This window comes from Williamsia sp. z34 (assembly GCF_059553395.1).
Genome location: NZ_JCANWW010000002.1, coordinates 831,998 through 857,188, shown reverse-complemented (window position 1 = coordinate 857,188; position 25,191 = coordinate 831,998). Strand labels below are relative to the sequence as shown.

At 65.1% G+C, this 25,191-nt stretch carries 22 protein-coding genes and 1 pseudogene; 14 read left to right on the top strand and 9 right to left on the bottom strand.

Going from position 1 to position 25,191, the window contains the following annotated elements; translation table 11 throughout:
- The first annotated feature begins 138 nt into the window (after positions 1–138).
- Positions 139–1,300: pseudogene (locus AC51GT_RS08370) on the top strand (IS3 family transposase).
- 271 nt (positions 1,301–1,571) lie between these two features.
- The gene (locus AC51GT_RS08365) at positions 1,572–3,986 is read left to right on the top strand and encodes a Tex family protein (protein WP_496328435.1); all 2,415 of its coding nucleotides are present in this window, start codon (positions 1,572–1,574) and stop codon (positions 3,984–3,986) included.
- A 16-nt stretch (positions 3,987–4,002) separates the two neighbouring features.
- Here the strand turns inward: AC51GT_RS08365 and AC51GT_RS08360 are convergent, their stop codons facing one another.
- Entirely contained in the window at positions 4,003–4,800 is a 798-nt protein-coding gene (locus tag AC51GT_RS08360) for an MBL fold metallo-hydrolase (RefSeq protein WP_496328434.1), read from the bottom strand.
- A gap of 34 nt (positions 4,801–4,834) precedes the next feature.
- On the opposite strand from AC51GT_RS08360, the gene AC51GT_RS08355 reads away from it, so the two are divergent.
- On the top strand, positions 4,835–6,817 hold the full coding sequence (locus AC51GT_RS08355; RefSeq protein WP_496328433.1) for an alkaline phosphatase family protein: 1,983 nt from the start codon (positions 4,835–4,837) through the stop codon (positions 6,815–6,817).
- Between the two features lie 138 nt (positions 6,818–6,955).
- Positions 6,956–8,116: an endonuclease/exonuclease/phosphatase family protein gene (locus AC51GT_RS08350; RefSeq protein ID WP_496328432.1), complete on the top strand. Its 1,161-nt coding sequence runs from the start codon at positions 6,956–6,958 to the stop codon at positions 8,114–8,116.
- A 106-nt stretch (positions 8,117–8,222) separates the two neighbouring features.
- On the opposite strand, the gene AC51GT_RS08345 is transcribed toward AC51GT_RS08350, so the two are convergent.
- Positions 8,223–10,646 carry an ATP-dependent Clp protease ATP-binding subunit gene (locus AC51GT_RS08345; RefSeq protein ID WP_496328431.1) on the bottom strand — a complete coding sequence of 808 codons (2,424 nt, stop codon included), beginning with the start codon at positions 10,644–10,646 and terminating at the stop codon, positions 8,223–8,225.
- Between the two features lie 231 nt (positions 10,647–10,877).
- Here AC51GT_RS08345 and AC51GT_RS08340 point away from each other — a divergent pair, with 231 nt between their 5' ends.
- Complete coding sequence (locus AC51GT_RS08340) at positions 10,878–11,075, top strand: hypothetical protein (protein ID WP_496325805.1); 198 nt, start codon at positions 10,878–10,880, stop codon at positions 11,073–11,075.
- Between the two features lie 5 nt (positions 11,076–11,080).
- Here AC51GT_RS08340 and AC51GT_RS08335 read toward each other — a convergent pair whose 3' ends face one another.
- Complete coding sequence (locus AC51GT_RS08335) at positions 11,081–11,836, bottom strand: hypothetical protein (protein ID WP_496328430.1); 756 nt, start codon at positions 11,834–11,836, stop codon at positions 11,081–11,083.
- A 212-nt stretch (positions 11,837–12,048) separates the two neighbouring features.
- On the opposite strand from AC51GT_RS08335, the gene AC51GT_RS08330 reads away from it, so the two are divergent.
- The 3 genes from AC51GT_RS08330 to AC51GT_RS08320 all read left to right on the top strand — a co-directional run bounded on the left by AC51GT_RS08330 (position 12,049) and on the right by AC51GT_RS08320 (position 13,343).
- Positions 12,049–12,399: a cupin domain-containing protein gene (locus tag AC51GT_RS08330; protein ID WP_496325803.1), complete on the top strand. Its 351-nt coding sequence runs from the start codon at positions 12,049–12,051 to the stop codon at positions 12,397–12,399.
- Positions 12,400–12,477: 78 nt separating this feature from the next.
- Positions 12,478–12,873 carry an ArsR/SmtB family transcription factor gene (locus AC51GT_RS08325; RefSeq protein ID WP_496325802.1) on the top strand — a complete coding sequence of 132 codons (396 nt, stop codon included), beginning with the start codon at positions 12,478–12,480 and terminating at the stop codon, positions 12,871–12,873.
- Positions 12,870–13,343 (top strand): SRPBCC family protein, encoded by a 474-nt coding sequence (locus AC51GT_RS08320; protein ID WP_496328429.1) that lies wholly within the window; start codon positions 12,870–12,872, stop codon positions 13,341–13,343. Before AC51GT_RS08325 ends, AC51GT_RS08320 begins: the two co-directional genes overlap by 4 nt.
- Positions 13,344–13,347: 4 nt before the next feature.
- Here the strand turns inward: AC51GT_RS08320 and AC51GT_RS08315 are convergent, their stop codons facing one another.
- Both AC51GT_RS08315 and AC51GT_RS08310 read right to left on the bottom strand, forming a co-directional pair.
- Positions 13,348–14,265: a phosphotransferase family protein gene (locus AC51GT_RS08315; protein ID WP_496328428.1), complete on the bottom strand. Its 918-nt coding sequence runs from the start codon at positions 14,263–14,265 to the stop codon at positions 13,348–13,350.
- A 145-nt stretch (positions 14,266–14,410) separates the two neighbouring features.
- Complete coding sequence (locus AC51GT_RS08310) at positions 14,411–14,818, bottom strand: NTP pyrophosphohydrolase (RefSeq protein WP_496328427.1); 408 nt, start codon at positions 14,816–14,818, stop codon at positions 14,411–14,413.
- Positions 14,819–14,901: 83 nt separating this feature from the next.
- Here AC51GT_RS08310 and AC51GT_RS08305 point away from each other — a divergent pair, with 83 nt between their 5' ends.
- Entirely contained in the window at positions 14,902–15,888 is a 987-nt protein-coding gene (locus tag AC51GT_RS08305; protein WP_496325798.1) for an LLM class F420-dependent oxidoreductase, read from the top strand.
- Here the strand turns inward: AC51GT_RS08305 and AC51GT_RS08300 are convergent.
- Positions 15,885–16,544, bottom strand: a complete 660-nt coding sequence (locus AC51GT_RS08300) for an SRPBCC family protein (protein ID WP_496328426.1) — start codon at positions 16,542–16,544, stop codon at positions 15,885–15,887. The genes AC51GT_RS08305 and AC51GT_RS08300 overlap by 4 nt on opposite strands.
- Before the next feature lie 104 nt (positions 16,545–16,648).
- On the opposite strand from AC51GT_RS08300, the gene AC51GT_RS08295 reads away from it, so the two are divergent.
- A complete protein-coding gene (locus tag AC51GT_RS08295; RefSeq protein WP_496328425.1) occupies positions 16,649–17,143 on the top strand; it encodes a DsbA family protein in 495 nt (164 codons plus the stop codon).
- Between the two features lie 5 nt (positions 17,144–17,148).
- On the opposite strand, the gene nhaA is transcribed toward AC51GT_RS08295, so the two are convergent.
- Entirely contained in the window at positions 17,149–18,555 is a 1,407-nt protein-coding gene (gene nhaA, locus AC51GT_RS08290; RefSeq protein ID WP_496328424.1) for a Na+/H+ antiporter NhaA, read from the bottom strand.
- A gap of 120 nt (positions 18,556–18,675) precedes the next feature.
- Between nhaA and AC51GT_RS08285 the strand changes: the two genes are divergently transcribed.
- From AC51GT_RS08285 to AC51GT_RS08275, 3 genes are all read left to right on the top strand, one after another.
- Entirely contained in the window at positions 18,676–20,223 is a 1,548-nt protein-coding gene (locus AC51GT_RS08285) for a carboxylesterase/lipase family protein (RefSeq protein ID WP_496328423.1), read from the top strand.
- A gap of 82 nt (positions 20,224–20,305) precedes the next feature.
- Positions 20,306–20,794, top strand: a complete 489-nt coding sequence (locus AC51GT_RS08280) for a PH domain-containing protein (RefSeq protein ID WP_496328422.1) — start codon at positions 20,306–20,308, stop codon at positions 20,792–20,794.
- Positions 20,791–22,332 carry a PH domain-containing protein gene (locus AC51GT_RS08275; protein ID WP_496328421.1) on the top strand — a complete coding sequence of 514 codons (1,542 nt, stop codon included), beginning with the start codon at positions 20,791–20,793 and terminating at the stop codon, positions 22,330–22,332. Before AC51GT_RS08280 ends, AC51GT_RS08275 begins: the two co-directional genes overlap by 4 nt.
- Here the strand turns inward: AC51GT_RS08275 and AC51GT_RS08270 are convergent.
- Together AC51GT_RS08270 and AC51GT_RS08265 are read right to left on the bottom strand one after the other, a co-directional pair.
- Complete coding sequence (locus AC51GT_RS08270; protein WP_496328420.1) at positions 22,325–23,209, bottom strand: AraC family transcriptional regulator; 885 nt, start codon at positions 23,207–23,209, stop codon at positions 22,325–22,327. The genes AC51GT_RS08275 and AC51GT_RS08270 overlap by 8 nt on opposite strands.
- Positions 23,210–23,289: 80 nt before the next feature.
- Positions 23,290–24,105 carry an HAD family hydrolase gene (locus AC51GT_RS08265; protein WP_496325790.1) on the bottom strand — a complete coding sequence of 272 codons (816 nt, stop codon included), beginning with the start codon at positions 24,103–24,105 and terminating at the stop codon, positions 23,290–23,292.
- 126 nt (positions 24,106–24,231) lie between these two features.
- Between AC51GT_RS08265 and AC51GT_RS08260 the strand changes: the two genes are divergently transcribed.
- On the top strand, positions 24,232–25,167 hold the full coding sequence (locus AC51GT_RS08260; RefSeq protein WP_496328419.1) for a sterol desaturase family protein: 936 nt from the start codon (positions 24,232–24,234) through the stop codon (positions 25,165–25,167).
- The last annotated feature ends 24 nt before the right edge of the window (positions 25,168–25,191 follow it).

The window sequence follows — 25,191 nt, the reverse complement described above, 5'->3', positions numbered from 1 at the left end:
GTCGTCCTGCGAGGTTGTCCTACAAGATTCGCACATCACGTACCCGGTTGCTATTGAGACGTTGCGTGTTGGGGACTGCTGCGCCAATAGGTGACATCTGATGTGGCTTGCCTGCGGGCGGTCGGGAAGGGTGTAGCTGTGCCCAAGCCCTACCCTCAAGAGTTCCGTGACGACGTTGTACGGGTGGCCCGTGATCGCGGCGATGGAGTGACAATCGAGCAGGTTGCCAAGGATTTCGGTGTGCATCCGATGACCTTGACCAAATGGATGCGACGCGCCGACATCGACGAGGGTCATCGACCGGGTGTGACCTCGACCGAGTCTGCCGAATTGCGCGAGGCCAACAAGCGGATCCCGTTGCTCGAGCAGGAGAACGAAGTCCTACGCCGGGCCGCGGCCTATCTGTCGCAGGCGAACCTGCCGGGAAAAGGCTCTACCCGCTCGTGAAAGAGCTCGCTGCCGACGGGGTTCCCGTGGCGGTGTCGTGCCGGGTCCTCAGGCTCTCCCTCCAGCCCTACTACCGGTGGCTGGCCGATCCAGTCACCGCTGCCGAGTTGACCTGGGCGTATCGGGCGAATGCACTGTTCGATGCCGATCGCGAGGACCCGGAGTTCGGCTATCGGTTCCTCGTTGGCGAAGCCGCCCTGGTCGAGGTATCAATGTGCGAGCGGACCGCCTGGCGGATCTGCCGCGACAACCGTTGGTGGTCGGTTTTCGGTAAGAAGCGAGGCCGCAATGGCCGTCGATCCCGTCCGCCAGTTCACGACGATCTGGTCCAACGCGACTTCACTGCCGATGCTCCAAACCAGTTGTGGCTCACCGATATCACCGAACATCACACCGCGGAAGGCAAGCTCTATCTGTGCGCGATCAAAGACGTTTACTCAGGGCGAATCGTCGGTTACAGCATTGATTCGCGCATGAAGTCCCGACTGGCGGTGGTAGCACTGGGCAGTGCTGTTGCCCGCCGCGGCGACGTCGCCGGCTGCATCGTCCACAGCGACCGAGGATCGCAGTTCCGGTCGCGAAAGTTTTTGCACGCCTTGAATATGCATGGTTTGGTCGGCTCGATGGGCAAGGTCGGGGCCTGTGGTGACAATGCGGCGATGGAGAGCTTCTTCGCTCTGCTGCAACGCAATGTGCTCGACCGTCGTCGTTGGGACACCGGGAACAACTGCGGATCGCGATCGTGACGTGGATTGAACGGACCTACCAGCGCCGCCGCCGCCAGGCCCGCCTTGGTCGGTTGACGCCGATTGAATACGAAGCCATCATCAACAATGCTGCAGCCGGGGCATGACACTGTAACTGTCACCTATCCGTGCAGCAGTCCCTTGGTCGGCATGTGGCGGTGGCCACTCGCTCACATGCACCAGTGGCGGGCCTGGTGGGACTTCGTGCCACTTGCGCAGCTTTGGCAGCACCGATCTCGTCGAACGTTGGACTCAATCTGGCTCAGTGCGAACGGGCAGTTCGCGCGGGTGGTTCTCCTAAAGGTGCGCTCTGAAGGTCTCCGATTTAACACGTACCTAGGGAGGCGTCAGGTTCGGCTGGTGGGTAGGGTTCACCGGGTGATATCGACCCCAGCTGTGAAGTCCGTGAATGCTCGAATCGCCGAAGAACTCGATGTTCGGGAAGAACAGGTGGCGGCAGCGGTAAAGCTGCTGGATGAGGGCTCGACGGTGCCGTTCATCGCCCGCTACCGCAAAGAGGCCACCGGCAGTCTCGACGACGCTCAGCTCCGTACTCTCGACGAACGCCTGCGGTACCTGCGGGAGCTCGACGAGCGCCGGGCAGCGGTGTTGGCCTCGATCGAGGAGCAGGGCAAGCTCACCGACGAACTCAAGGCCGCGCTGAACGCCGCCGAGACCAAGTCGCGCGTCGAGGACATCTACCTGCCGTACAAGCCCAAGCGGCGTACCAAGGCGCAGATCGCTCGCGAGAACGGCTTGGCTCCGCTGGCCGAACAGTTGCTGGCCGATCCGTCGTTGGTTCCTGAAGACGTTGCGGCCGGATTCGTGTCCGAGAATGTCGCCGATGCCGCAGCCGCTCTCGAGGGTGCCCGCCACATCCTGATCGAACAGGTCTCGGAAGATGCCGAGCTGGTCGGCGCGGTTCGGGAGAAGTTCTGGAAAGAGGGAACGCTGCGCACTGCTGCCAAGTCGGAAGCGGTGGCGAATACCCCTGCGGCACAGAAGTTCCGCGACTACTTCGAGTACGGTGAACCCCTCGACAAGATGCCGTCACATCGGGTGCTCGCCGTCATGCGTGGTGAGAAAGAAGAAATTCTGTCGCTGACCCTCGACGGTGGCGAGGACGAGGGCTATCAGGCGATGGCAGCGGCCTCGCTGGGGGTCGATGTCGCAAACTCCGGCCCGGCCACCCCGTGGCTGATCGCAACGGCCCGTCTGGCCTGGCGCACCAAGCTGATGATCACCGCGATGGTGGACGCCCGCGTCCGGCTGCGTCGTGCTGCCGAAGAAGACGCGGTGGCGGTGTTCGCCCGCAACCTCGGTGACCTGCTCCTGGCCGCCCCGGCCGGCGCGCGCACGACCCTGGGCCTGGACCCCGGGTTCCGGACCGGTGTGAAGGTCGCGGTGGTCGACGGCACCGGCAAGGTCCTTGACACCTGCGCCATCTTCCCGCACCAGCCGCAGAACCAGTGGGACAAGTCCAAGGCGACCCTGGCGGCGTTGGTGGCCCGTCACGGCGTCGAGCTGATCGCGGTCGGCAACGGCACCGCCTCCCGCGAAACCGACGCCCTGGCCGGCGAGTTGATCGCCGAGATCGGCAAGGCCACGGGTAAGGCCCCGGCCAAGGCGATGGTCAGTGAGGCAGGCGCCTCGGTCTACTCGGCCTCGGAATACGCCTCGCATGAATTCCCGGACATGGATGTCTCCTTGCGTGGTGCGGTCTCGATCGCCCGCCGTCTGCAGGACCCGCTGGCCGAGCTCGTGAAGATCGAGCCGAAGTCGATCGGTGTCGGGCAGTACCAACACGACATCACCCCGGGCATCCTCGCCCGGAGCCTCAACGCAGTGGTGGAAGACGCCGTCAACGCTGTCGGCGTCGACCTCAACACCGCGTCGGTGCCGCTGCTCGCGCGGGTGTCCGGTGTGACGAACACACTCGCGGAATCCATTGTCGCGCATCGTGATGCGACCGGACCATTCCCGAGCCGCAAAGCGCTGCTGAAGGTTCCGCGACTGGGGCCCAAGGCGTTCGAGCAGTGCGCCGGCTTCCTGCGCATCCGGGAGGGCGACGATCCGCTCGACGCATCAGGTGTGCACCCCGAGGCATACCCCGTGGTCCGCAAGATCCTCGACCGGTCCGGTGTCACCCTCGCGGAACTGATCGGCAATGAGCGTGCACTGCGCGCGCTGCGCCCGGCAGAGTTCGCCGACGACAGGTTCGGTGTCCCGACGGTGACCGACATCCTGGCCGAACTCGAAAAGCCCGGCCGTGACCCACGTCCGGCCTTCACCACCGCCACATTCGCCGCGGGCGTCGAGAAGGTCGCCGACCTCAAGCCCGGCATGGTGCTCGAAGGTGTTGTCACCAACGTGGCCGCCTTCGGTGCCTTCGTCGACGTCGGTGTCCACCAGGACGGACTGGTGCATGTCTCCGCGATGTCCGACAAGTTCATCTCCGACCCCCACGAAGTGGTCAAGTCCGGACAGGTTGTCCGGGTCAAGGTGATGGAGGTCGACGTCGACCGCCAGCGGATCGGGTTGTCGCTACGTCTGAACGACGAGCCCGGTGCCGGCAAGGCCAAGCCCGAGCGCGGTGGCAATCAAGGTGCGGCTAATCAGGGCGGCGGCAAGCAGGGCGGCGGTAATCAGGGTGGCCCGCGCCGCGGACCTCGCCCCGATCAGCGGGGTAATCCCAAGCGGGACAACAATTCCGGTCGGAAGTCGTCCACTCCGATTCCGGCGAACGGTTCACTTGCCCAGGCACTCCGCGACGCGGGGTTCGGTAACAAGTAGTCGCTTTTCGGTAGGGCTACTCGCGGAGCGAACCGCCGGGTTCCAGCTCGGTCGCACGCAGTCCGGTCTCGGTGGCGAGTTGTACGAACTCGCCGCCGGGACCGAAAAATCGTTCGGGGCGCACCCGGCCCATGCCGACCGGCCACAGCGTTCCGAAGTGAATGGGCACCACGTGACGGGCCGAGACGATCTCCGCGGCTCGTACCGCGCGGGACGGATCCATGTGCCCGGCACCCAACGTCGGCCCCCAACCGCCGACCGGGAGCAGCGCCAGGTCGATGTCGGACACCCAATCGGCCAGAGCCGGATAGAGATCGGTGTCGCCGGCAAAATAGGTGCGCCGGTCGCCGGTGATCACATAGCCCAATGCCGGAGTGGTTTGCGGCCCGCGGCGCCACCTGCGGCCGTCATGGTCGGCGGGTACCGCCCGGATCGACAATTCGCCGATCGACACCGCGTCGCCGGGGCGCACCTCGATCAGCCGGGCGCCGACGTCACGCAGGGCGGGTAGCGCGTCGGGCGCTCCGGCGGGCACTATCAGCGGCACATCCTCGGACAGGAGCCGCAGCGACGGCAGATGGGTGTGATCGGCGTGCAGGTGGGACAGCACGACAACGTCAGGACTGTGAATCTCGGACCCGGACGGGGCCGGCCCCCGACGGCGTCGTAGATGACCGACCCGCGAGGTGAGGACCGGATCGGTCATCACGGTGGTGCCACGGTCTTTGATCACCGCGCTCGCATGCCCCAACCAGCGCAGCGCCACGCCGACACGGTCCTCGTCGTCTGTGTCCGGTGTCGGCCCCACACGCATTACGATCCCAGAGATCACGCGAAAGGGGTGCCCTATGCGCACCACAGCCCGGCTGGTCGGCCTTCTCGTCGAGTTCGTCGTGCTGTGGTTGTCGTCGGCGGTGGCGATCCTGGTGCTCGACGCGGTCTTTGACGGCATCTCCTTGGATTCGGTGAACATCGGGATCCCGGCGTTGTCCAAATTGCCGTCGGCTTTGGTGGTTGCCTTGGTGTTCGGTGTGCTCAGCGCCGTGCTGTGGCCGCTGTTCGTTCGGTTGATGTCGTGGGTCGGGCCCGCGGTGCTCTTCCTGCTGGTCTTCTTTGCCAGCGGTGCGATCATGCTGTTGACGCTGAACATCGTCCCGGTGGCCTCGGTCGAAAGAGCCTGGGACGCAGTCTTGATGGCGACGTTGCTGTCGTTGTTCACGTCCGTGGTCGGCGGCGCCATCGCGTCCCGCTCGAATACCGCGTACCGGCTGATGCAGGTACGCAGGCAGCGACTGCGTCGCAATCACGCGACCGTTTCCGGTGAACCCGGGCTGCTCTGTATTCAGATCGACGGCCTCGGGCACGAGGTGCTGCGCCGAGCCATCGCGGACGGCGTCACCCCGGGTCTGGCGGCACTGGTCAGACAGACACACACGCTGATCCCGTGGCATACCGACTGGAGCAGTCAGACGGGGGCAAGCCAACTCGGGATCTTGCACGGTTCGAACCGCAACGTGCCCGCCTTTCGTTGGTATGACAAGACAAACGGCAAGATCGACGTCTTCAGCAATCCGCGCGACAACGAGGACCGCGAGCTCGAACGCGCCGACCGCCCCGGGCTTTTGGCGGTGGACGGCGCGAGTCGCGGCAACCTGTTCACCGGAGGTGCGGACGACAATGTTCTTGTCGTGAGCCGGATGCACGGGGCGCGCCTCGGCGGTGGCGCAGGCTATTCGTCGTATTTTGTCGATCCATCCAGTGCCCTGCGCACCCTGATCAGGATGGTCGCCGAGGTGCAACGCGAGTTGCGGCAGGCGTGGCATCAGCGTCGCGCCGACATTCGACCGCGTGTGCCGCGCGGTGGGACCTATCCGCTCGTACGCGCGTTCGCCACGGTGCTGGCCACGGATGTCACTGTGGCAGCGGTCGTCCGGGACCTGATCCACGGTCGAAGCATCATCTACGCGGACCTGATCGGGTACGACGAGGTGTCACACCACTCAGGGATCTCTCGACCCGAAACGCTGAAGGTGCTGACCAAGATCGACGAGGAGATCCAGATGCTCGTCGCCGTGCTCGAACAGGCGGACCGTCCCTATCACGTCACCATCCTGTCCGACCACGGGCAAAGTCAGGGTGCAACGTTCTTGCAGCGCTACGGGATGAGCCTGGAACACCTCGTCCTGCGACTCTGTGGTGAATCACCAGAGGTCGGCAGCTCTGCGGACCAGCATGCCGGTGCCGAGGGCGCCGAGTACGCGGCCGCCAGCGTGCGGTCACCGAAAAGCCCGCAGACGCCGGCACCCCAAGAGGGGAAACCGGTGGTACTCGGCTCGGGCAATCTCGGGTTGATCAGCTTCCCGGCGATACCCGGGCGCGCCGACATGGACGCCATCGAGTCGGCGCACCCCGGACTACTCGACGCGTTGCGCGCTCATCCGGGCATCGGGTTTCTGTTGGTTGCCCGGATAGCGGGCGGATCCGTGGTTCTCGGGGCCGACGGCACGGTGGATGTCACCACGGGCACCGTCGACGGTGTCGACCCCCTGGTGGATTTCGGACCGGATGCTCTGGAAAAGATCCGCCGGACCGACACATTCGACAATGTCGCCGACATCATGGTCGGCGGCGCGTATTGGCCCGAAACCGATGAGGTGGCCGCGTTCGAGGAACAGGTCGGCTCACACGGCGGGATCGGCGGGCCACAGAGCACGCCATTCCTGCTGTGCCCCAACGTGTTACCCATTCCCTCCGGGAATCTGCACGGTGCCGAAGCCGTACACACCGTGCTCGCGGGCTGGCGTGATGCGAGCATTGCCGCAATGAAGTGAATTGCCGGACCACGAGTGGGTCCGCAGCGCACGATCTCCGTGTTCGTGGACGACGTGCGATCGGCCGACGCTAGTCTTGCTCCCAAAGGAAGAAATCGGTGGCCGAGCGGGTCCGTGGCAGCAGGGGAGGGCGGTGGCGTGACGCTTTCGGTGGATCAGCACGTGCATGCGGTGAAGGAATGTCCGATGACCATCGGCGCCGCCCTTCCCGCGCTGGCCGAGCCTGCGTATGTCCGCAGCGCCATCGACAGTGTCGGAGCCCAATTGCGTGATCAGACCGCGTATGTCGTCGGGGGTTCGGGTGTCGGCGCCGCGGTGGGTGGGATGACCGGCCTCGGGGTGCGGCGGGGGCTGTTACTCGGTGCGACCACCGGCGCCCTGTTCGGGGTACGGGTAGGTGGTGTCCGGTTGCATTCGGTAGTGGGGGCTGTCGAAGAGGCGTCGCCGACGGTGGTCGCGAGCGAGACGCTGCGGATCATGGAGTTCAACGTGCACGGCGGCATGGGCGGTCCGGGGGAGTTCTTCGCCACGCCGGCCAAACTAGACCTCCTCGCCGAGACGATCAACCGGGAGCGGCCCGACATCCTATTGCTCCAAGAGCTCGACAATTGTGCGGTGCGCTCGAACTTCGTCGACACACTCGGTGCGCTCGTCAAGCGCCTGCGGCCCACCGGGGCCGTGATGACGGCGGCGATCGAGAAGGTCAACGGACGACGGGAAGGCACCGGCGTCATGACGTTCCACGGCGCGACCATCACCGACGCCCGAGGCCTGCGGATCGGCGATGCACTCGGGGACAACAGTGGGCGGCGCTTCCGGGCCACCGCCGATGCGTGGGCCGCCATGGTGAGCACCAGGCTGGGACACACCTGGCAACCATTCGGGGGTATGAAGGAATACCAGCCGCGGGTTGCCGGCGATGTCATGGTGCGCACCGCGGGCGGCAACAACATTCGGGTGCTGTCAGGGCATTTCAGTCCGCCCCAACACGGGATCGATGAGCCGAAACGTCAAGTCGATCCGGTGGTCGCCACGATTCGGAGATGGCCGGGGCCGACGATATTCGGTGCCGACTTCAACATTCGAGACGGATCACCCGAGTTCGCCAGTGAACACGAGGTGTTCGCCGCAGCCGGTCTGACCGAATCCACCGCCGGGGCACCACCCAACAGTGACCGGGTGTATGCGTCGGCCCACTTCACCGCTTCGAAGCCTCAGAAGCTCGTGCCCCCAGAGGGTTCGGTCCGCGCGAGCGATCACGATCCGGTTGTCGTGGATCTGACGCTGCACGCCGGCTGAAGCAGATCTGCCCCGGATACAGACGATCCGCCCCACGCGCAGCGCACTGCACGTGGAGCGGATCGTGTGAGGTGAAGCGGATCGCCGGGGGGGCGACCCGATCAGGTCAGCTGACGTTGAGTTCCAGCTCGCCGTCATGGACCTCCACGAAGACCTTGCCGCCGTCGGTGAGGACCTCGTCGAGCAGCAGGTCGGCGATGCGGTCGTCGACCTCCCGCTGGATCGAGCGCCGCAACGGGCGCGCTCCGAACTCCGGTTGATGTCCGTGCTCGGCGATCCAATCGATCGCGGCATCGGTGAAATCGATCTCGATGCCCTTGGCGCCGAGCCGTTTCCGGCTGTCCTCCAACAACAGATCGGTGATCTGGTGCAGCTGTGCCTCGTCGAGCTTGCGGAAGATGACGATCTCATCGATCCGGTTGAGGAACTCCGGCCGCATCGATTCCCGCAACCGACTCATGATCCGGTCACGGATCGGCTTCTCCGCGGCTTCGGCGTCACCGGAGGTGAACCCGAGTCCGCCCGACTTGCTCGAGATGATGTCCGACCCCAGGTTGCTGGTCATGATCAACACGGTGTTCTTGAAGTCGACGGTGCGACCCTGACTGTCGGTCAGGCGGCCGTCGTCGAGGACCTGCAACAAGGTGTTGAAGATGTCCGGGTGGGCCTTCTCGATCTCGTCGAACAGGATCACCGAATACGGATTGCGACGGACCTGCTCGGTGAGCTGTCCGGCCTCGCCGTACCCGACGTAGCCCGGAGGGGCACCGATGAGCCGGCTGACGGTGTGACGCTCGCCGTACTCGCTCATGTCCAGTCGAAGCATCTTCGATTCGTCGCCGAACAGCGAGGCGGACAACGCCTTTGCCAGCTCGGTCTTGCCGACGCCGGTGGGTCCGAGGAACAGGAAGCTGCCGACCGGACGATCGGGATCACTCATTCCCGTCCGGTTCCGACGCACCGCTCGGGCGATCGCCCTGACGGCGTCGTCCTGCCCGACGACCCGCTTGTGCAGTTCGTCTTCGAGTCGGCGCAGCCGTTCCTTCTCCTGTTCGGTCATCTGAGAGGCCGGAATGCCGGTCGCCCGCGACACCACATCGGCGATGTCCTCGGCCGTCACGTCGAGCCTGGTTGCCGGCTTGTCGCCGTGACCCTCGAGCCGTGCCTGCAGCCGAGTGATCTGGTCGCGCAGCGCGGATGCCTTCTCGTAGTCCTCGTCGGCGACCGCCTTTTCCTTGGCGGATTCGATGGCAGCGAGCTGCTTGCGAATCCCTTCGCTGTCCGCGCTCGGCGTGGTCAGCTGCATCCGGGCTCCCGCCTGGTCGATCAGGTCGATCGCCTTGTCCGGTAGGAAGCGGTCACCGATGTAGCGGGCGGACAACTCGACCGCGGCGGTGATCGCGTCATCGGAGTAGCGCACGCCGTGGTGTTCCTCGTACCGGCCACGCAGACCGGTGAGGATCTCGATGGCGTCGGCGACGCTGGGTTCGGGAACCGTGACTGGCTGGAACCGGCGTTCGAGTGCCGGATCCTTCTCGATGTGCTTGCGGTACTCGTCGAGTGTGGTGGCACCGACGATGTGCAGTTCACCGCGGGCCAGCTTGGGCTTGAGGATGTTTCCGGCATCCATTGAACCGTCGGCCCCGGCACCTGCGCCGGCGATGGTGTGAACCTCGTCGATGAAGACGATCAGCTCATCGGAGTGCGCGACGATCTCATCGATCACGCCGTTGAGTCGTTCCTCGAAGTCGCCGCGGTACCGCGTACCGGAGACCATGCTCGACAGATCGAGTTGGACGATCCGTTTGCCGACCAGTCGGTCGGGCACGTCACCGTCCACGATCCGCTGGGCGAGACCTTCCACGATGGCGGTCTTGCCGACACCGGCCTCGCCGACCAGAACCGGGTTGTTCTTGGTGCGCCGAGACAGGATCTCGATGGTCTGCTGGATTTCGTCGGCCCGGCCGACCACCGGATCAACACCGCCCGAACGTGCCCGGTCGGTCAGGTCGAAGCCATACTTGTCGAGATTCGGGGTGGCGTTATCGGACTTTGTGGTCGCTGCCGATCGGCCCTGCAGCGCCTCCTGCAAACCCTGAGGGGTGATCCCGGCAGATGCCAAGAGCCTTCCGGGTGCACGATCCTGATCCCCGGCGAGTGCCAGGAACAGGTGCTCGGGATCGATGTACGTCGAGCCGAAGGCCTGGGCGAGCTGATGGGCCTCGAACACGGTGGTTCGTACAGCCGGGCTCAGTGTGGTGGTGCCGGGACCGGTGATGGTGCCGCGGTTGGGCAGTCTCTCCTCCACGGCGGAGATGACGGTGGCGGGCGCAGCACCGGCGCGTTCCATCAGGTCACGGGTGGGCTCTTGGTCCGCCATGATCCGCAGAATGTGCAGGTTGTCGAGCTCAGAATCGCCGCGCCCGGCTGCGAACTTGGCCGCGTCAGCGACGAGGGCCTGGGTGGATTTGCTCATCAATCGACTGATGTCGATGCGGCGCGGGCCTTCGGGCCCGAAGAATACTGCCATTCGGAAGCCTCCCTGTGAAGAGTTGAGTGCATTCGACTCAATTAACATGAGCGTGGTCCGATCAATTCCCGCACAGCCGTGTCATTCGGCTGAACGACATGATGTGCATCACACCCGACTGAACTCGGAAAGCCCGTGTATTGCTGTCGAGGGTGCTCGTCATGGCCGGAGCTGCAGTACCCGTACCCGGGTGGTTCTCGTCCATCAACCAGGACTGTGGGGTCGCGGTCGGTGATATCGGCGGCGGGGACGGCGCGGGCCGTCGACGATTCGAACGGGCCCAGTTCCGGTCAGATCACCGTCGGCTGGGGTCTGACCGTCTTCGGACATCGCGTCGACGGCTGGAGCGTGTGGGCCGGCTGGTACCTGCTGTGTGTGGTTGGCACCCATGGTGTTCCGTCAATCGGACGGCGGCTGAACATCTCGTGACGGACTCAGTCGGTCGCCTGGTCGATCACGCCGGCGGCCTGGTCGACCCAGAAGGCGGCGTGCGCTCGACCGGTTGCCGCGGCGGCGTCGACGTCCCCGGTCGTCGCCAGCACGTCGGCGGCCGCGTTCGCGGTCTCGGTCGTCCCGAGGAGCAGCAGTTCGGGTGCACCGAACAGTACTGCCGACGCCGTGTTGATGCCGTCGACCGCGGCGGCCTGTTGCTCTGTGGTGACGATGGCCGTCGATGGCGGGTTCGGTGTGACCGGTCGATCGAGCGCCTCGAGTACCCGCGCGCGTCCGGTGTCGATGTCCTGCCCGTCCGCGGTTTTCATCGCTTCGACGACGGCGACCGTGAGCGCGTTCTGCGCGCGGGGCAGTACCAGGGTCAGGTCGTTGACGATGATTCCCGTCATCGCCGCATGTGCCGGTTCGGTGACCGAATGTGCCGCAACGCCAGTGGAACTCGGAACCGATTCGGTGGTCTCATATGCTGCGGCAAAGACTCCGGGTGACCTGGCAGCAGCGATCGGTACGGTGGTCACACCCGCGATGAGGTACGGGCAGATGAGACTGCAATACAGAGATTGATTGCGAATCACCGCGGCTGGTATCTCGCCGGTGATCACTGCCGCCGGCCGCACGCCGGGTGACACCGCACCGGCGGATCGGGGGTTGTCGGCCGACGTGGCGCCGAAGATGAGGGCGACGACAGCCGTGACCGAGGCTGTCAGGCCGGTGAATGCACGAACAGTCGGGCGCATTGGTCGACCCCCCCAGGTGAGTCGTCGGCGGATGGCGGTGTGCACTGGAATCTACGCTCGTCGTCGCACCGTCACCCACTGTTCGTTCGCATACGGACGAGTCGGAGGAGCCTTTGCCGACTTTGCCTCCGTCGATCGGATCGCGTAACGCTCGGGGTCGGATAGCGTGTTTGCCTGAGGCTCCGCCGCCACGACCTGAAAGAGGTTCGAGTATGGACGACACAGATTCGACCCTGGAAGTGCTCTCCGCCAAACGCCTGGATCTGGCCCGCGACGATGCGCACGGACGGAGCGCCGACATCCTGGTTCACGATGGCCCGCTGAGGCAGAGCGTCGTTGCGATGATCGCTGGTTCTGAACTCGGAGAACACAATTCGCCGCCCGCCGCCAGTCTGCTGGTGCTTCGCGGCTCGATCAGGGTGTCGAGTGGGGCGGGGGACGTCGTGATCGGTGCGGGCGAACTTCGTGGGCTTCCGCATCACCGGCACAGCCTCACCGCGATCGAAGACTCCGTCTTCATCCTGACAACGGTCACCGGTACCGGTGAACCCTCTCGTCGCTGATCGAACCGGACGGCCGGGTCTTCGAGGCTGGGATACTTAGCCCTTGCGCTAACTGTCCATGTGTTGATAGTTTGCCTTATGGCTCAGTATCAGAAGGATTTGAACGGCGTATTTCAGGCCCTCGCCGACCCGACCCGTCGAGCGGTGCTGGGGCGACTGGGCCAGGGGCCGGCCGGCATCACGGAGCTGGCCCAGCCGTTCGACATGGCGCTGCCGTCATTCATGAAACACATCCGCCTGCTCGAGAGCACTGGGTGGATTCGTACGCAGAAAGTCGGACGGGTCCGGACCTGCGCAATCGAGAAGGAGCAGTTCACGGTCGCCGAGAGCTGGCTGGCGGAGCAGCGCGCACTCTGGGAGGGCCGCACTGACCGACTCGAACAATTCGTCCTGTCCGACCAGAGTGACCAGCCCGATCAAGCAGGTACTTCCCCCGACCAGAATTCCCCTGAAAACGAGGAGACCGCATCATGACCACCACCGATTCTGCCCTCGACCTCACCGTGTCCCGAATCATCAAGGCACCGCGGGACGCCGTGTGGTCGGCCTGGACCGACCCCGCGAAGTTCGCCCAATGGTGGCTGCCCGCGCCGGCGACGTGCCGGGTCGTGCACATGGATCTGCGCCCGGGTGGCGCGTTTGAAACCGAGATGAGCGAGGACGGGATCGACTTCACGCCGCACATCACCGGCTGCTTTCTCGCGGTCGACGATCGGGAACGCATCGTCTTCACCACCGCGCTGGTCGCCGGCTGGCGGCCGGCGCGCGAACCCTTCATCACCGCTGTCATCACGTTCGCCGATCATCCCGACGGCACGGAGTATGTGGCCACCGCGATGCACAAGGACTGCGCGGACCGACAGATGCACGACTCGATGGGGTTTGACGATGGGTGGGGGACCGTCACGCGCCAGCTCTCCGAACTGGTCGAGCGCGGGGTTTGACGGCTCACTCGGTGACAAACGTGTGCCGAAATGTCCTGTGCGCGTTGTCCAGATAGAGTGACCGGCCGGGTTCGTCGATGCCGTGGGCGTAGTCCTCGATCCACTTGCACCTGGCCAGAAATGCGGCGCGTTCGAGAAGACTGCGCTCGCCGATCCCGGCGATGCGGGCGACTGCCTTGGCCGCGCCGGGTCCGAGGTCCCGATAGATCAGCGCGATGTCCCGGGCCGGATCGGTGAGAGCGGCGTCGGTCCAGTCGATGATTCCCGACAACACCCCTGAAGCCGGGTCGACGAGAAGGTGTTCGGCACCCAAGTCGTTGTGGCACAGGGTCCGATAGGCCGGGTTCGCCGGTGGCGGTGTGGCCAGGAAACGCCGGATCTGTGGACGCTGGTCCGCAGCGAGGTGGGGGTCGATCCGGTTCGCGATGGATCTCGTCTCCACAAGCCACAGCTCGAGCGGATGGTCGTCGTGTGGCAGATCGACGTCATCGGACAGTCGGTGCAGGGTGCGCAGAACGGTCCCCAGCCGGTCGGTCAAGGCAGGCGAACCGAGCTGACTGGACGAGCGTCGTGTCGAAAGCAGGTACGGCTGTCCCGGCAGCTTTCGGTAGACGACCACTCCGGCGACTTCATCGGTGACGAGGAAATCGGGGACGGCGACGTCCAGTTCGGGCCCCAGACGTGCGAGCAGTCTGCTCTCGGTTGCCACGGCAACGGCTCGGTGTGGTGTGGGCTGCACATTGACGCGAACGATGAACTCGTCGGCGACATCGATCACCAGATTTTCGTCCCCCCGGGACAAGATCCGATACCGAGCATCGGGGCCCCACAAGCGGTGTTCGGAACACAGCTTGCCGACCAGCGACCCGATCTCTTCCACCGATGTGGTTTTGGAGGACACCCACTCAAATGTAGCGCTCATCTGTCCTCCTCGACGGTGTGGGCGACCGGCGTCGGCGCGATCGGTATGGCAAGTCAACGCCCTGGTCCGGGCTCTCACGAATCGTTCACAGTCAGCCGTCCGGGCACCGATCGCTGCACCAAAAGGCAGCCGGTCACCGCGGTGTTCAGTCTCGTACGCTGCGTGGGCCCAGAACCTGCGCACCGAGCGCGGTCACCCGCGTGCGCAATTCCCGGTCGGCGGTGACCACGGCGCAGGGTCGATCCGAGTTGGCGGCGACGAGCTCGACGATCTGATCGTCGCCGGATCCCGGGGCGTTCACCACCTCCACGGTCGGTGAGGAATCGACCCCGCGGGCCTGTCCCTCGACGACGAGGATGACCTGTGGGTGGTCGGCTCCGGTGAATCCAGGTTCGGAGACCCCATTTACGGCAAGGTCTGCCAGGCTGTCGCGCAGTCGCTCGGTCGCCGCTTTTCGATCACGCCACCAACCGTCGGGTTTGGACCCGACGACGTTGGCCGCATCGACCACGATGACCGGGCGCGGTTGTGGGACTGATTGATTCTGCGGCATCCGCCCATTGTGAGCGCACGTTTGGCACCCGGACCAGTTTTCGTTGCCCTGGCGGTTCAGTGTTGCCTGGCTAGGATCAAGGGATGCGATTCGGAATGTTCGTTCCCCAGGGTTGGCGTTTGGATCTGGTCGGTATCGACCCCGCACAGCAGTGGACGGTGATGCGTGACCTCGCGCTCCGTGCCGACCAGGGCGAATGGGATTCGTTATGGGTCTATGACCACTTCCACACAGTTCCGGCGCCCACCGAGGAGGCCACGCACGAAGCGTGGACTCTGATGGCGGCACTGGCGGCATCGACCTCGCGGGTCCGGCTCGGTCAGATGTGTACAGCGATGAGCTACCGCAACCCGGCATATCTGGCGAAGGTGGCGGCCACCACCGACCTCATCTCCGGTGGGCGGGTGGAAATGGGAATCGGCGGCGGCTGGTACGAACACGAATGGCGTGCATATGGTTACGGATTCCCCTCTGCCGGAGAACGTCTCGGTCGGCTGGACGAGGGCGTGCAGATCATGAAACAGGCCTGGACGACCGGATCGGCGACACTCGACGGCAAGCACTATCAGGTCGACGGGGCCATCTGCCGCCCACTTCCGTTGCAGGACGGCGGTATTCCGTTGTGGATCGCCGGCGGCGGCGAGAAGGTCACGCTGAAGATCGCCGCAAAGTATGCGCAGTACACGAACTTCGATGGCACACCAGAAGGTTTTGCGCACAAATCGGCGATCCTTCGTGAGCACTGCGACAACGTCGGTACCGACTTCGATGCCATCGTGCGTTCGGCCAACTACAACATCGCGATCGGCAGCACCGAGGCCGAGGTGCAGCAACGACTGGACACCCTGGTCGAGCGTCTGACCCCGTACGTCGGCCCCGAAAAGGCCGAAGCCTCGTTGGGTGCATTCCGCGGCATGCCGGGCGTCGGGACGCCCGACCAGATCATCGACAAGCTCGGCGCACTCAAAGATCAGGGCCTGTCTTACGGCATCTGCTACTTCCCGGAAGCCGCTTATGATCTGTCGGGCATCGAACTCTTCGAGAAAGAAGTCCTTCCCGCGCTCCGCTAGGCGTCGGGCGTTCCGGTGCCGAGATAGAAGGCGGTGGTACGCATCTCAGCGGCCCGAGCGAGTTCCTCCGGGGTTCCCGACGCAATCGAGGCATCGGCCCAACGCCGGCTGCTGTCGGACAGGAAGGTCTGGGCCTGCTCGGTCTGCGCCCAGGCGGTGTCCTGAGCCGGCGCCGCGCCGCTGTTGGCGAGATGGTGCGCCAGGCCGAGCAGGCCCAGGTCCCACCCGATACCGACGGCGCCGGGGCCGAAGGCCTGCCACCGCAGCGGCTCGACGTCCGCGGTGTGCTCGAGGACGAGTCGCGAGCGCGCTGCGTCGTCCGACTCGACGCGGACGGACAGTTCGCTGACCTCGCCGCCGAACTCCCAGCTGACGGTGAAGCCACGCGGTGCCTCGCAGCTCTTGATGGTGCCGCCGGCGTTGCCCTCGATCTGATAGGTACCGCCGAGGCGGAGATCGCCTTTGACCGGTGCGAACCACCGCACCAGGCGCTCGGGGGCGGTGCAGGCATCCCACAGCTCATCGATCGAGGTGGGGTAGTCCTGCTGCAACGACGCCACCGTCCTGACCACCGATCCGTTGTCGGTGACGGTGACGGTCCTGCTCACGGCGTCGATCTGTCCCTGCGCGGTGGTGGCGAGGTCCGGGTCGGTCATTGTCTGCTCCTGGAGGGTCGGTGCGGGGTGTGTTCATTCTCCGTTGTGGTCCGGTCCGGCCACAAAGGTGGTCGGACACGGAGTTTCTTTGTGAGAATGTTGCGGTGAGCGACTTCCACCCCGACCGGCATCTGTACGGAGATGCCGGCGCTACTGTTCGCATCGTCGAATACGGCGACTTCCAGTGCCCCGGCTGCAAGATGCTGGCCCCGGTCCTCAAGCAGCTGGTCGACGAGTCCGGTGGCCGGATCTGCCTGGTGTTCCGGCATTTTCCGGTGTTCGAGGTACATCCTTTCGCCCTGACGGCGGCGCTTGCCGCGGAGGCCTCCGGCGGCCGGTTCTGGGAGATGCATGAGCAGCTCTACAGCCACCAAGACCATCTCGATGACGACAGTCTGGCCGAGTACGCCGCGCGCGCCGGTGTCGCCGGTGCGGTGACCGGTCTGCAGGCGCAGCAGTACAAGGCGGGCGTCTCGGCCGACTACACGCTGGGGATCGACGAAGGGGTGCGTGCGACCCCGGCATTGTTCATCAACGGGGTCCGATACGAGGGACCCTTCGAACTCGACGCCCTGCGAGCAGCCGCCGCCGGCCACTGATCGCTTCAGCGCCCCGTGGGGTCGAGCCATGGTCCGTCCGGGAGACCCGGCGGGTTGTCGACGTCGTCGACACTGCACAGCGGAAGTCGCTCACCGAGATAGCGGAGCAGGACCGACCCGAGGATCGCGGCGATGGCGGAGCCGGCCAGGACCCCGATCTTGGCGTCCTGCCGGAGCACCGGATCGGTGAACGCGAGGTCGGTGATGAACAGCGAGATGGTGAATCCGATGCCGGCCAGCGCGGCACCGCCGATCAGATGCCCGTACCGTACCTGCCCGGGTAGGCGGCCCCAGCCGAGTTTGAGTGCGATGCCCGCGGCAACCGAGATGCCCACGCCGTTGCCCACCACCAGTGCCACGATGATGCCGATGGTCACCGACGAGGAGGCCGCCGCCGACAGTGCGTCCGCGTTGAGCAGGACCCCGGCGTTCGCCAGACCGAACAGGGGCACCACCACCAGTGCGCTCACCGGGTGCAGGGCATCTTGCAGCCGTTCATTGGCCGGGACCGTCGCCCGCAGGGCGGTCGCGGCCAGTCTGGCTCGTCGGGCATCGGTCCGCTGCAACGCCAGTCGGCCATAGATCCGGACGCGCACCTGCTGTTCGGGTTCGACCGCAGCCGTCGGGATCAAGATCCCGAGGATGACCCCGGCCAACGTGGGATGGAGGCCCGACTCGTAGACGGCAGCCCACAACACGAGTCCGACCAGGATGTACGGGCGCAACATCCAGACCCCGGCCCACCGCATCACGGCCAGCGCGGCAACCGCCAGGATGACCACGGCCAGGGCCGGGAGCGAGATGTCATCGGTATAGAACACCGCCAGCACGGTGATCGCACCGATGTCGTCGACGATGGCGAGAGTGAGCAGGAAAAGCCGGATCTGGTCGGGGCAGCGCGGACCGAACAAGGCCAGGATCCCGAGTAGGAACGCGGTGTCCGTGGAGATGGGGATACCCCAGCCGGCCGCTGCCGGACCGGTCGGCTGGAAGGCCAGATAGATCAGTGCGGGGAGGAACAACCCGCCGAGCGCACCGAGCACCGGGATGATGACGGTGCTGCGATCACGCAGATCGCCGACGGTCACCTCCCGGCTGATCTCCAGTCCGACAACCAGGAAGAAGATCGCCATCGCCGCGTCGTTGATGATGTGCTGCAGATCCAGTTCGGTGGACCAGCTGCCCACCTGCAGCACCACTTCGGTGTGCCAGAACGTGAAGTAGCTGTCCCCGGGCAGGTTCGCCCACACCAGTGCGAGGACGGTGGCGGCGAGCAGCAGACCCGCGCTACCCGACTCCTTGGACAGGAATTGCAGTGTGCGGGGGGAGATCGGCCGCCTCGCCGACCGCAGCCGCGTGGTCGGACCCGGGCCGACGGGCAGCGCCGCTGCCGGGTGGTTGTCGCTGGGCATGCTGGTTATTGTGCGCCAAAGGCCCGGCTTGTACCGGCCATGGCTCCAGGGAAACACCTACTGTGGATCATCTGACGTGACCAGAGCGCGCACTGTGGCGCCGAGCGGGAGACACCTGAGATGACTGAAGAGCACACCGTGGTGACGACCACGAATGGTCCGGTTCGGGGACTCGATGACGGAACCACCACCTCGTGGCGTGGGATCCGTTACGCCGCACCGCCGGTTGGTCGCCTGCGGTGGCGAGCGCCCGTGCCTCCGGAGCCGTGGACCGATGTTGCCGACGCGACGGTGTTCGGGGCGGTGGCACCACAACCGAGCAACCCGGTGATCCGACTCGGTCCGGACGTCAGCCAGGACGAGGACTGCCTGAGTCTCAATGTCTGGTCGGCGTCGAACGTCGACCGCAGCGACCGGCGTCCGGTGATGGTCTGGCTGCACGGAGGCGCGTACGTCTTCGGGTCGTCCAGCCAGCCGCTCTACGACGGACGTGCCCTGGTTGCGGGCGGCGATGTGGTGCTGGTGACGGTGAACTACCGCCTCGGTGCGCTGGGGTTTCTCGATCTGTCGTCCTACAGCACCGACGAGCGGACGTTCGACTCGAATCTGGCTCTGCGCGACATCATCCTGGCCCTGGAATGGGTCCGCGACAACATCGCGGAATTCGGTGGTGATCCCGATCGGGTGACGCTGTTCGGTGAATCGGCCGGTGGTTCGCTGGTGACCACGTTGTTGACCATCCCGTCGGCGCGTGGCCTGTTCGCCCGGGCGATCGCTCAGAGTGCCCCGGCGACATCGGTGTACGACAGTGCCCGCGCGGCGCGGGTCGCGGGGATGTTCTTGGAGAACGTGGGGGTCGAGGCGGGTGATGCCGCGGCTCTGGAGGGTCTCGCGGTGAACCGGGTCGTCGCCGCCGGTCTGGCATTGTTCAACGATGTACCGGCCGGAACCCCGGGCACGTTGGCGTTTGCACCGACGGTCGATCGTGACCTCCTGCCGGACTACCCGTTGGAGGCCTACCGGGCCGGACGGTCTCATCCCGTGCCGCTGATCATCGGCACCAACAAAGATGAAGCGTCCCTGTTCAGGTGGATGAAATCGCCGTTGATGCCGGTCACCCCGGACGCGATCCGTGCGATGTTCGCCGAGATCGCCAGTGAGCAGCCAGGGTTGGCCCTGCCGTCCGAAGCCGAGATCGGCTCGGCCTATACCGGTATGAAACTCAAGGCCGCCGGTCTCGCCGTGGCGCGGGATATCGGGTTTCGGATGCCGACGCTGTGGCTGGCCGACGCGCACAGCGCGGTGGCTCCGGTTTATCTCTACCGATTCGACTGGGCCACACCGATGTTGCGGGTGCTTCGGGTCGGTGCCACGCACGCCACCGAGTTGCCGTACATGTGGGGAAACCTGGTGATCGGCACCAAGGACATCACCTTCAAACTCGGTGGGATGAAGGTGGGTAAGGAGTTGAGCGCCCGCATGTTGAAGCGTTGGGTGTCGTTCGCCGTCGCCGGAACTCCGGAAGGCGTGCCCGGAGATCCGGAGTGGCCACCCTACGAATCCGGGAGACGCGCGACGCTCGTGATCGATCGGAAGGACGAGGTCGTCGACGACCTGGACAAGGCGCTGCGTCAGGCCTGGGGGGACGATGTCCTGAATTTCCGTTAGCAGGATGGGCCTTCGCGATTGTCTGACGTTGCGTGGCGCGGCCTGAAATCTCCTCAGGTCCACAACGAATATGCTGTGCGACATGGATCGCGCGCCACGGGCACCACGACATCGCATCGATCCGCGGGCCCGGTGGTACTGGCTGACCGAATGTGGTCTCTGGTTGCTCGTGAGCGTGATCGCTCTGCTCCTGCCGGCGATCATCTGGACCGCGGTACGGCCCGGCTTCCTGATCGCCTCGGCCGTTGTCGGGACGGTGCTGCTGTGCTGGTCGGTGACGATGCCGATCGTGCGGTACCGGGTCCACCGGTGGGAGGCGACGAGCACAGCGGTCTACGCGAAGACGGGATGGCTCTCCCGGGAGTGGAAGGTCGCGCCACTGTCGCGGATCCAATCGGTGGAGGCCAAACGCAATCCGCTGCACCAGTTGCTGGGTTTGGCGCAGGTCTCGGTGACAACGGCATCTGCGCACGGCGACATCGTCATTCAGGGTCTCGACAAGGACGCCGCCGACGACCTGGTGGCCGAGCTGACCGTGGCCACGGAGGGAACTCTCGGAGACGCGACGTGAGTGAGGTTCCGGCTCAGGGGATCACGGCAGAGCAGGGGTGGCAGCGCCTCGACCGGGGGATGATCGGCGCGGCGCTGATCAGGATGGTCATTCTCATCGCCCCGGTGGTGTTCGGGTGGGTGTTCCTGGGACAGCGTGATCCGTCGGTCGCCGGCACTCTGATCGTCCTGACCGCAATGGCGGTGTTGGTGCCGAGCTTCTACATCTTGCAGTACCTGCGATTTCGATATCGGCTGACCGCCACCGAATTACAGATCACCTCCGGGCTGTTCGTCCGCCGTACCCAACGGATCCCGCTGCACCGGGTCCGGACCGTGGACATCATCGCCAAACCCGTGCTGCGACTGCTCTCGCTCGCGATCGTGACCATCGGAACGGGGGAGCAGGTCACCGCGGGCAATTCGGCGTTGCGGCTGGATGCGGTGAGCGCGCGCGTCGCGGCAGCGCTGCGCGCCGACCTGCTGGCCGCCGCCGGCATGCAGCGCGCCGGGACACCTGACTCCGCGTCACCCGGCACCGACACGTCGACGGTTGATCCCGGGCCGGTGGTCCTGCGGTTGCGGTGGCTGTGGATGGTCTACGCCATCGTCGGGGTGTGGTCGCTGGTTGCCCCGGCGGCGATCTTCGGGTTTGCGTACCAGGGTCTACAGGTTGTGGGCCGTAGTCCCGACACCGTTGTGGGCTGGTACTTTTCGGAATACCTCGAGCAGGTGTCGTTCACGCAGTGGTTGTCGACCACGGTCGGGGTCTTTGTGCTGATCGGTGTCGTCGGTGCCGCAGCCCTCTTTGTAGAGGCATGGTGGAACTACACGCTGGTGCATGAAGCGCACGGACGTTTCGTGGCCACCCGCGGGCTGTTGACGACGCGGTCGTTCACCGTCGACCAGTCCAGGCTGCGTGGTGTGACGGTGTCCGATCCGCTGACGACGCGGGTCCTGGGAGGGGCTCGGCTCGTTCCGATCCTGACGGGCGTCAGCGCGGACCAGCAGAACACGAAATCTGGGGTGCTGGTACCGACCACCACCCGCGACGTTCCGATCATGTTGGCCAACACCCTGTTGTCGCAGCAGGTGCTCAGTGACGAGAGATTCGGGAATCACTGGCTTCACGGGCATCCGCCGGCGGCTCGGCGGCGGATCATGTTCCGCTACCTCGGACCCGTGGTTGTCGTCGCGGCGGCACTGTCGGTGGCCCTCCACCTGTGGTCATGGCCGCCTGGGCTGTTCGTGATTCCGGTGGTCGCCGCGGCGGCGCTCTATCCGGCGGCGATCGGCAACTTTTCCGGTCTGGGTCATCGGATCGAGGACGGCTACCTGTTCAGCCGCCGCGGGTACTTCCTTCGGCGATTCGACGCGGTGCAATTGCGCGGTGTCAGCGGCGTCGCGGTGTGCCAGACGATCTTTCAACGACGGGTCGGTCTGGCATCGGTCATCGCGACCACCGCCTCGGGTGAGAAGGCCTATCACGTCGTCGATGTCAATCTGGCGACCGCGACGGATCTTGCGGTCGCGCTCGGTGGACGCGTGTTCGTCAGCTGAGCGCGGCCGGGCTGTGGTCGCGGGCAGGTTCGATGGGTAGCCACAGTTCCCCGGTGCCGGTCGGCTTGTCATCGGAGAGTTGGACCCGAACCATTTCAGGTCCATCAATGAGCTGGAACGGGTTGGCAGGGAACCACTCCGAGTAAGCGGCGGGCCACAGTTGCTGCAGGGATTCGGGGAGCGGGCCGGAGGATTCGAAAACGACCCAGAGTCCGGCCGCGACGTCGAGGTTGTCGAGGCCTTCTGGGGCGGGGCGACTCGTGACAATCGCGTGGTAGTAGTCGAGTTCGGTTCCCTCTGCGCGCGTCTCGTCGAAGTCTGTGCAAACGGAGATGATTCCGAGTGGATCCTGGTCGCCGAGTTCGGTGAGGGCCGCATCGAGCGAGTCTGGGATGCTGCGTTCGAACTCGATGATCGCCGGGTTGGGTCCGGAGTACACCAAGGGAATCCGGCGTTTGCGTCCGACGATCCGGAACGAGTCCTTCTGGACAATGCGATATTGCATATCTGTCCGTCCTTCGATGGTGAGGTGAAATGTCAGTCGCGGTTGGGAACGCAGGCGGGTACCGGGTTGTCTCGCTTCGGCGGGTCCCACACCGTGCATCCGTTTGAAGGCCCGGGTGAACGCATCGGCGGACGTGTAGCCGTACCTCACGGCGATGTCGATGATGGACTCGTCGCCACCGACGACCGCTGGGGCGGCAACCGTGAGTCGACGACGTCGGATGTAATCAGACAAGGACATTCCGGAGAGTGCGGAGAAGACCCGTCGAAAGTGATGCTCGGAGGTCAGTGCCAGGCGAGCCAGTTCGGACACGTCGATGGCACCCTCGAGATGTTCCTCGATGGCGTCCATTGCGTGATTCCAGCGTTCCATGGGAGTCACGCTAGGGGCTCAGGGAGCCCGTCCGCCCGACAATCGGTGCCCGGATCTGTCGGGTCGATCGGGAACCTGTGTCAGCGGCCGGCGACGAGAGATTCCAGGTAGACCGCGACACCGTCGTCGTCGTTGCTCGGCAAGATCGTGTCGGCAACCGCGAGAGTGTCGGGGGCGGCGTTGGCCGGACACAGTGCCAGCCCGGCCCAGCGCAGCATGGGCAGATCGTTGATCGCGTCGCCGCAGGCGGCGACTTCGGACGGATCGATACCCCACTGCGTGCACAGTCTCGACAGTCCGGTGGCCTTGGAGACACCGTCGGCCGCCATCTCCAGATACGGGGCGCCGGAATGGGTGGGAGTCACCTGGGGTATGCCTGCCGCGGCGACCGCACGGAACAGGTGCTCACTGGTCACCTCGGGATGCCGGGCTACGATTTTCACGATCGGTTCGGTGTCGAGCGCAGACGAATCCGACAGCTCCATCGTCGCCGGGTCCCGGTGATGATCGGTGAACTCACACAGCGCCGCGTAGTCGGGATCGGCGACAAACCTAGTGGGCCCGACCGAAGCGAAAACCGTTCCGGGGACCAGAGTGCGAACCCGGGACATCGTGTCGTGCGCAATGTGCGCCGGTAATGGTTGTACGTCAATGACTTTCGGTGTGCCGTCGGCGAGGTCGAGGAGGACTGCGCCGTTGGCCGCCACCGCGAATCCGCGAAAGCCGCAGGAGGCCGCCAATGTCTGGACCGAGTGCTGGGCCCGAGCAGTCGCCCACACCACGATGATGCCGGCCTCGGCAGCCGCGGCCATCGCCGCGGCTGTTCGCGCGCTCACCGCGCGGTCGGAGTCGAGAAGGGTTCCATCGAGGTCGGTTGCCACCAGGCGAATGCTCACTCGTACATGATGCCAACATGCCGTGGTGATCCTGTACGCTCACGTACCGATCATGGGTTACATCCTGGATCACAGTGTAACGTCGATATGTGCATCTAGGGTTGACCAGCTGAGAAGGGGAACAGTATGGACACCGCTGTGCCGGTGTTGACGGCATTACCTGAGCCGTTGCGTGACCCGGTGGCCCTGGCGATTCCGTTTTTCATTCTTTTCCTGCTGCTCGAGATCGCGGCAGCCCGCATCCTCGAGCACCGGGAGGCAGCTGATCCAGGCGCGGCCGGGCGACCGGGTCCCGGCGCATACCTGAAGGCCGACGCCCGAGCGAGTATTTCGATGGGGTTGGTCTCCATCGTCACCACTGCGCTGTGGAAGGCGCTGGCGCTTGTCGTCTACGCCGCGCTGTTCGCATATGTGGCGCCGTGGCAGCTGCCGGCAGACCGGTGGTACACATGGGTCATCGCGCTGGTCGGCGTCGACCTGCTCTATTACACCTATCACCGATGTGCCCACCGGATTCGGCTGATCTGGGCCACGCATCAGGCCCACCACTCCAGCGAGTACTACAACCTCTCGACGGCCCTGCGGCAGAAGTGGAACAACAGCGGCGAGATCGTCATGTGGTTGCCGTTGCCGCTCTTGGGTGTGCCGCCGTGGATGGTCTTCTTCGCGTTCTCGGTGAGTTTGGTGTACCAGTTCTGGATTCACACCGAACGCATCGGGCACCTGGGGCGTCCGGTCGAGTTCATCTTCAACACCCCGTCGCACCACCGCGTCCACCACGGCCGCGATCAGGAGTACCTCGACAAGAACTACGGCGGCATCCTGATCATCTGGGATCGGATGTTCGGGACCTTCCAGAAAGAGCTGCATCGTCCGCACTACGGGCTGACCAAGCCGGTGGACACCTACAACATCTGGCGTCTGGAAACACGCGAGTATGTCGCGATCGCCGCCGACGTCCGCCGGGCCGCCCGGTGGCAGGACAAACTCGGATTCATCTTCGGGCCGCCGGGATGGCAGCCACGAAAGTCGGCTGTCGACGAGGTCGTGTCGGCGGGCTGAGCAACCAAGCCACCGAAGTGTCGG

Excerpts from the sequence above, each read along its gene's own strand:
- AC51GT_RS08360 (WP_496328434.1), bottom strand. The coding sequence starts at position 4,800 with ATGCGTGTGGGGCCGACACCGGACACAGACGACGAGGACCGTGTCGGC.
- AC51GT_RS08355 (WP_496328433.1), top strand. The coding sequence starts at position 4,835 with ATGCGCACCACAGCCCGGCTGGTCGGCCTTCTCGTCGAGTTCGTCGTG.
- AC51GT_RS08345 (WP_496328431.1), bottom strand. The coding sequence starts at position 10,646 with ATGGCAGTATTCTTCGGGCCCGAAGGCCCGCGCCGCATCGACATCAGT.
- AC51GT_RS08335 (WP_496328430.1), bottom strand. The coding sequence starts at position 11,836 with ATGCGCCCGACTGTTCGTGCATTCACCGGCCTGACAGCCTCGGTCACG.
- AC51GT_RS08330 (WP_496325803.1), top strand. The coding sequence starts at position 12,049 with ATGGACGACACAGATTCGACCCTGGAAGTGCTCTCCGCCAAACGCCTG.
- AC51GT_RS08325 (WP_496325802.1), top strand. The coding sequence starts at position 12,478 with ATGGCTCAGTATCAGAAGGATTTGAACGGCGTATTTCAGGCCCTCGCC.
- AC51GT_RS08320 (WP_496328429.1), top strand. The coding sequence starts at position 12,870 with ATGACCACCACCGATTCTGCCCTCGACCTCACCGTGTCCCGAATCATC.
- AC51GT_RS08315 (WP_496328428.1), bottom strand. The coding sequence starts at position 14,265 with ATGAGCGCTACATTTGAGTGGGTGTCCTCCAAAACCACATCGGTGGAA.
- AC51GT_RS08310 (WP_496328427.1), bottom strand. The coding sequence starts at position 14,818 with ATGCCGCAGAATCAATCAGTCCCACAACCGCGCCCGGTCATCGTGGTC.
- AC51GT_RS08305 (WP_496325798.1), top strand. The coding sequence starts at position 14,902 with ATGCGATTCGGAATGTTCGTTCCCCAGGGTTGGCGTTTGGATCTGGTC.
- AC51GT_RS08300 (WP_496328426.1), bottom strand. The coding sequence starts at position 16,544 with ATGACCGACCCGGACCTCGCCACCACCGCGCAGGGACAGATCGACGCC.
- nhaA (WP_496328424.1), bottom strand. The coding sequence starts at position 18,555 with ATGCCCAGCGACAACCACCCGGCAGCGGCGCTGCCCGTCGGCCCGGGT.
- AC51GT_RS08285 (WP_496328423.1), top strand. The coding sequence starts at position 18,676 with ATGACTGAAGAGCACACCGTGGTGACGACCACGAATGGTCCGGTTCGG.
- AC51GT_RS08280 (WP_496328422.1), top strand. The coding sequence starts at position 20,306 with ATGGATCGCGCGCCACGGGCACCACGACATCGCATCGATCCGCGGGCC.
- AC51GT_RS08270 (WP_496328420.1), bottom strand. The coding sequence starts at position 23,209 with ATGGAACGCTGGAATCACGCAATGGACGCCATCGAGGAACATCTCGAG.
- AC51GT_RS08260 (WP_496328419.1), top strand. The coding sequence starts at position 24,232 with ATGGACACCGCTGTGCCGGTGTTGACGGCATTACCTGAGCCGTTGCGT.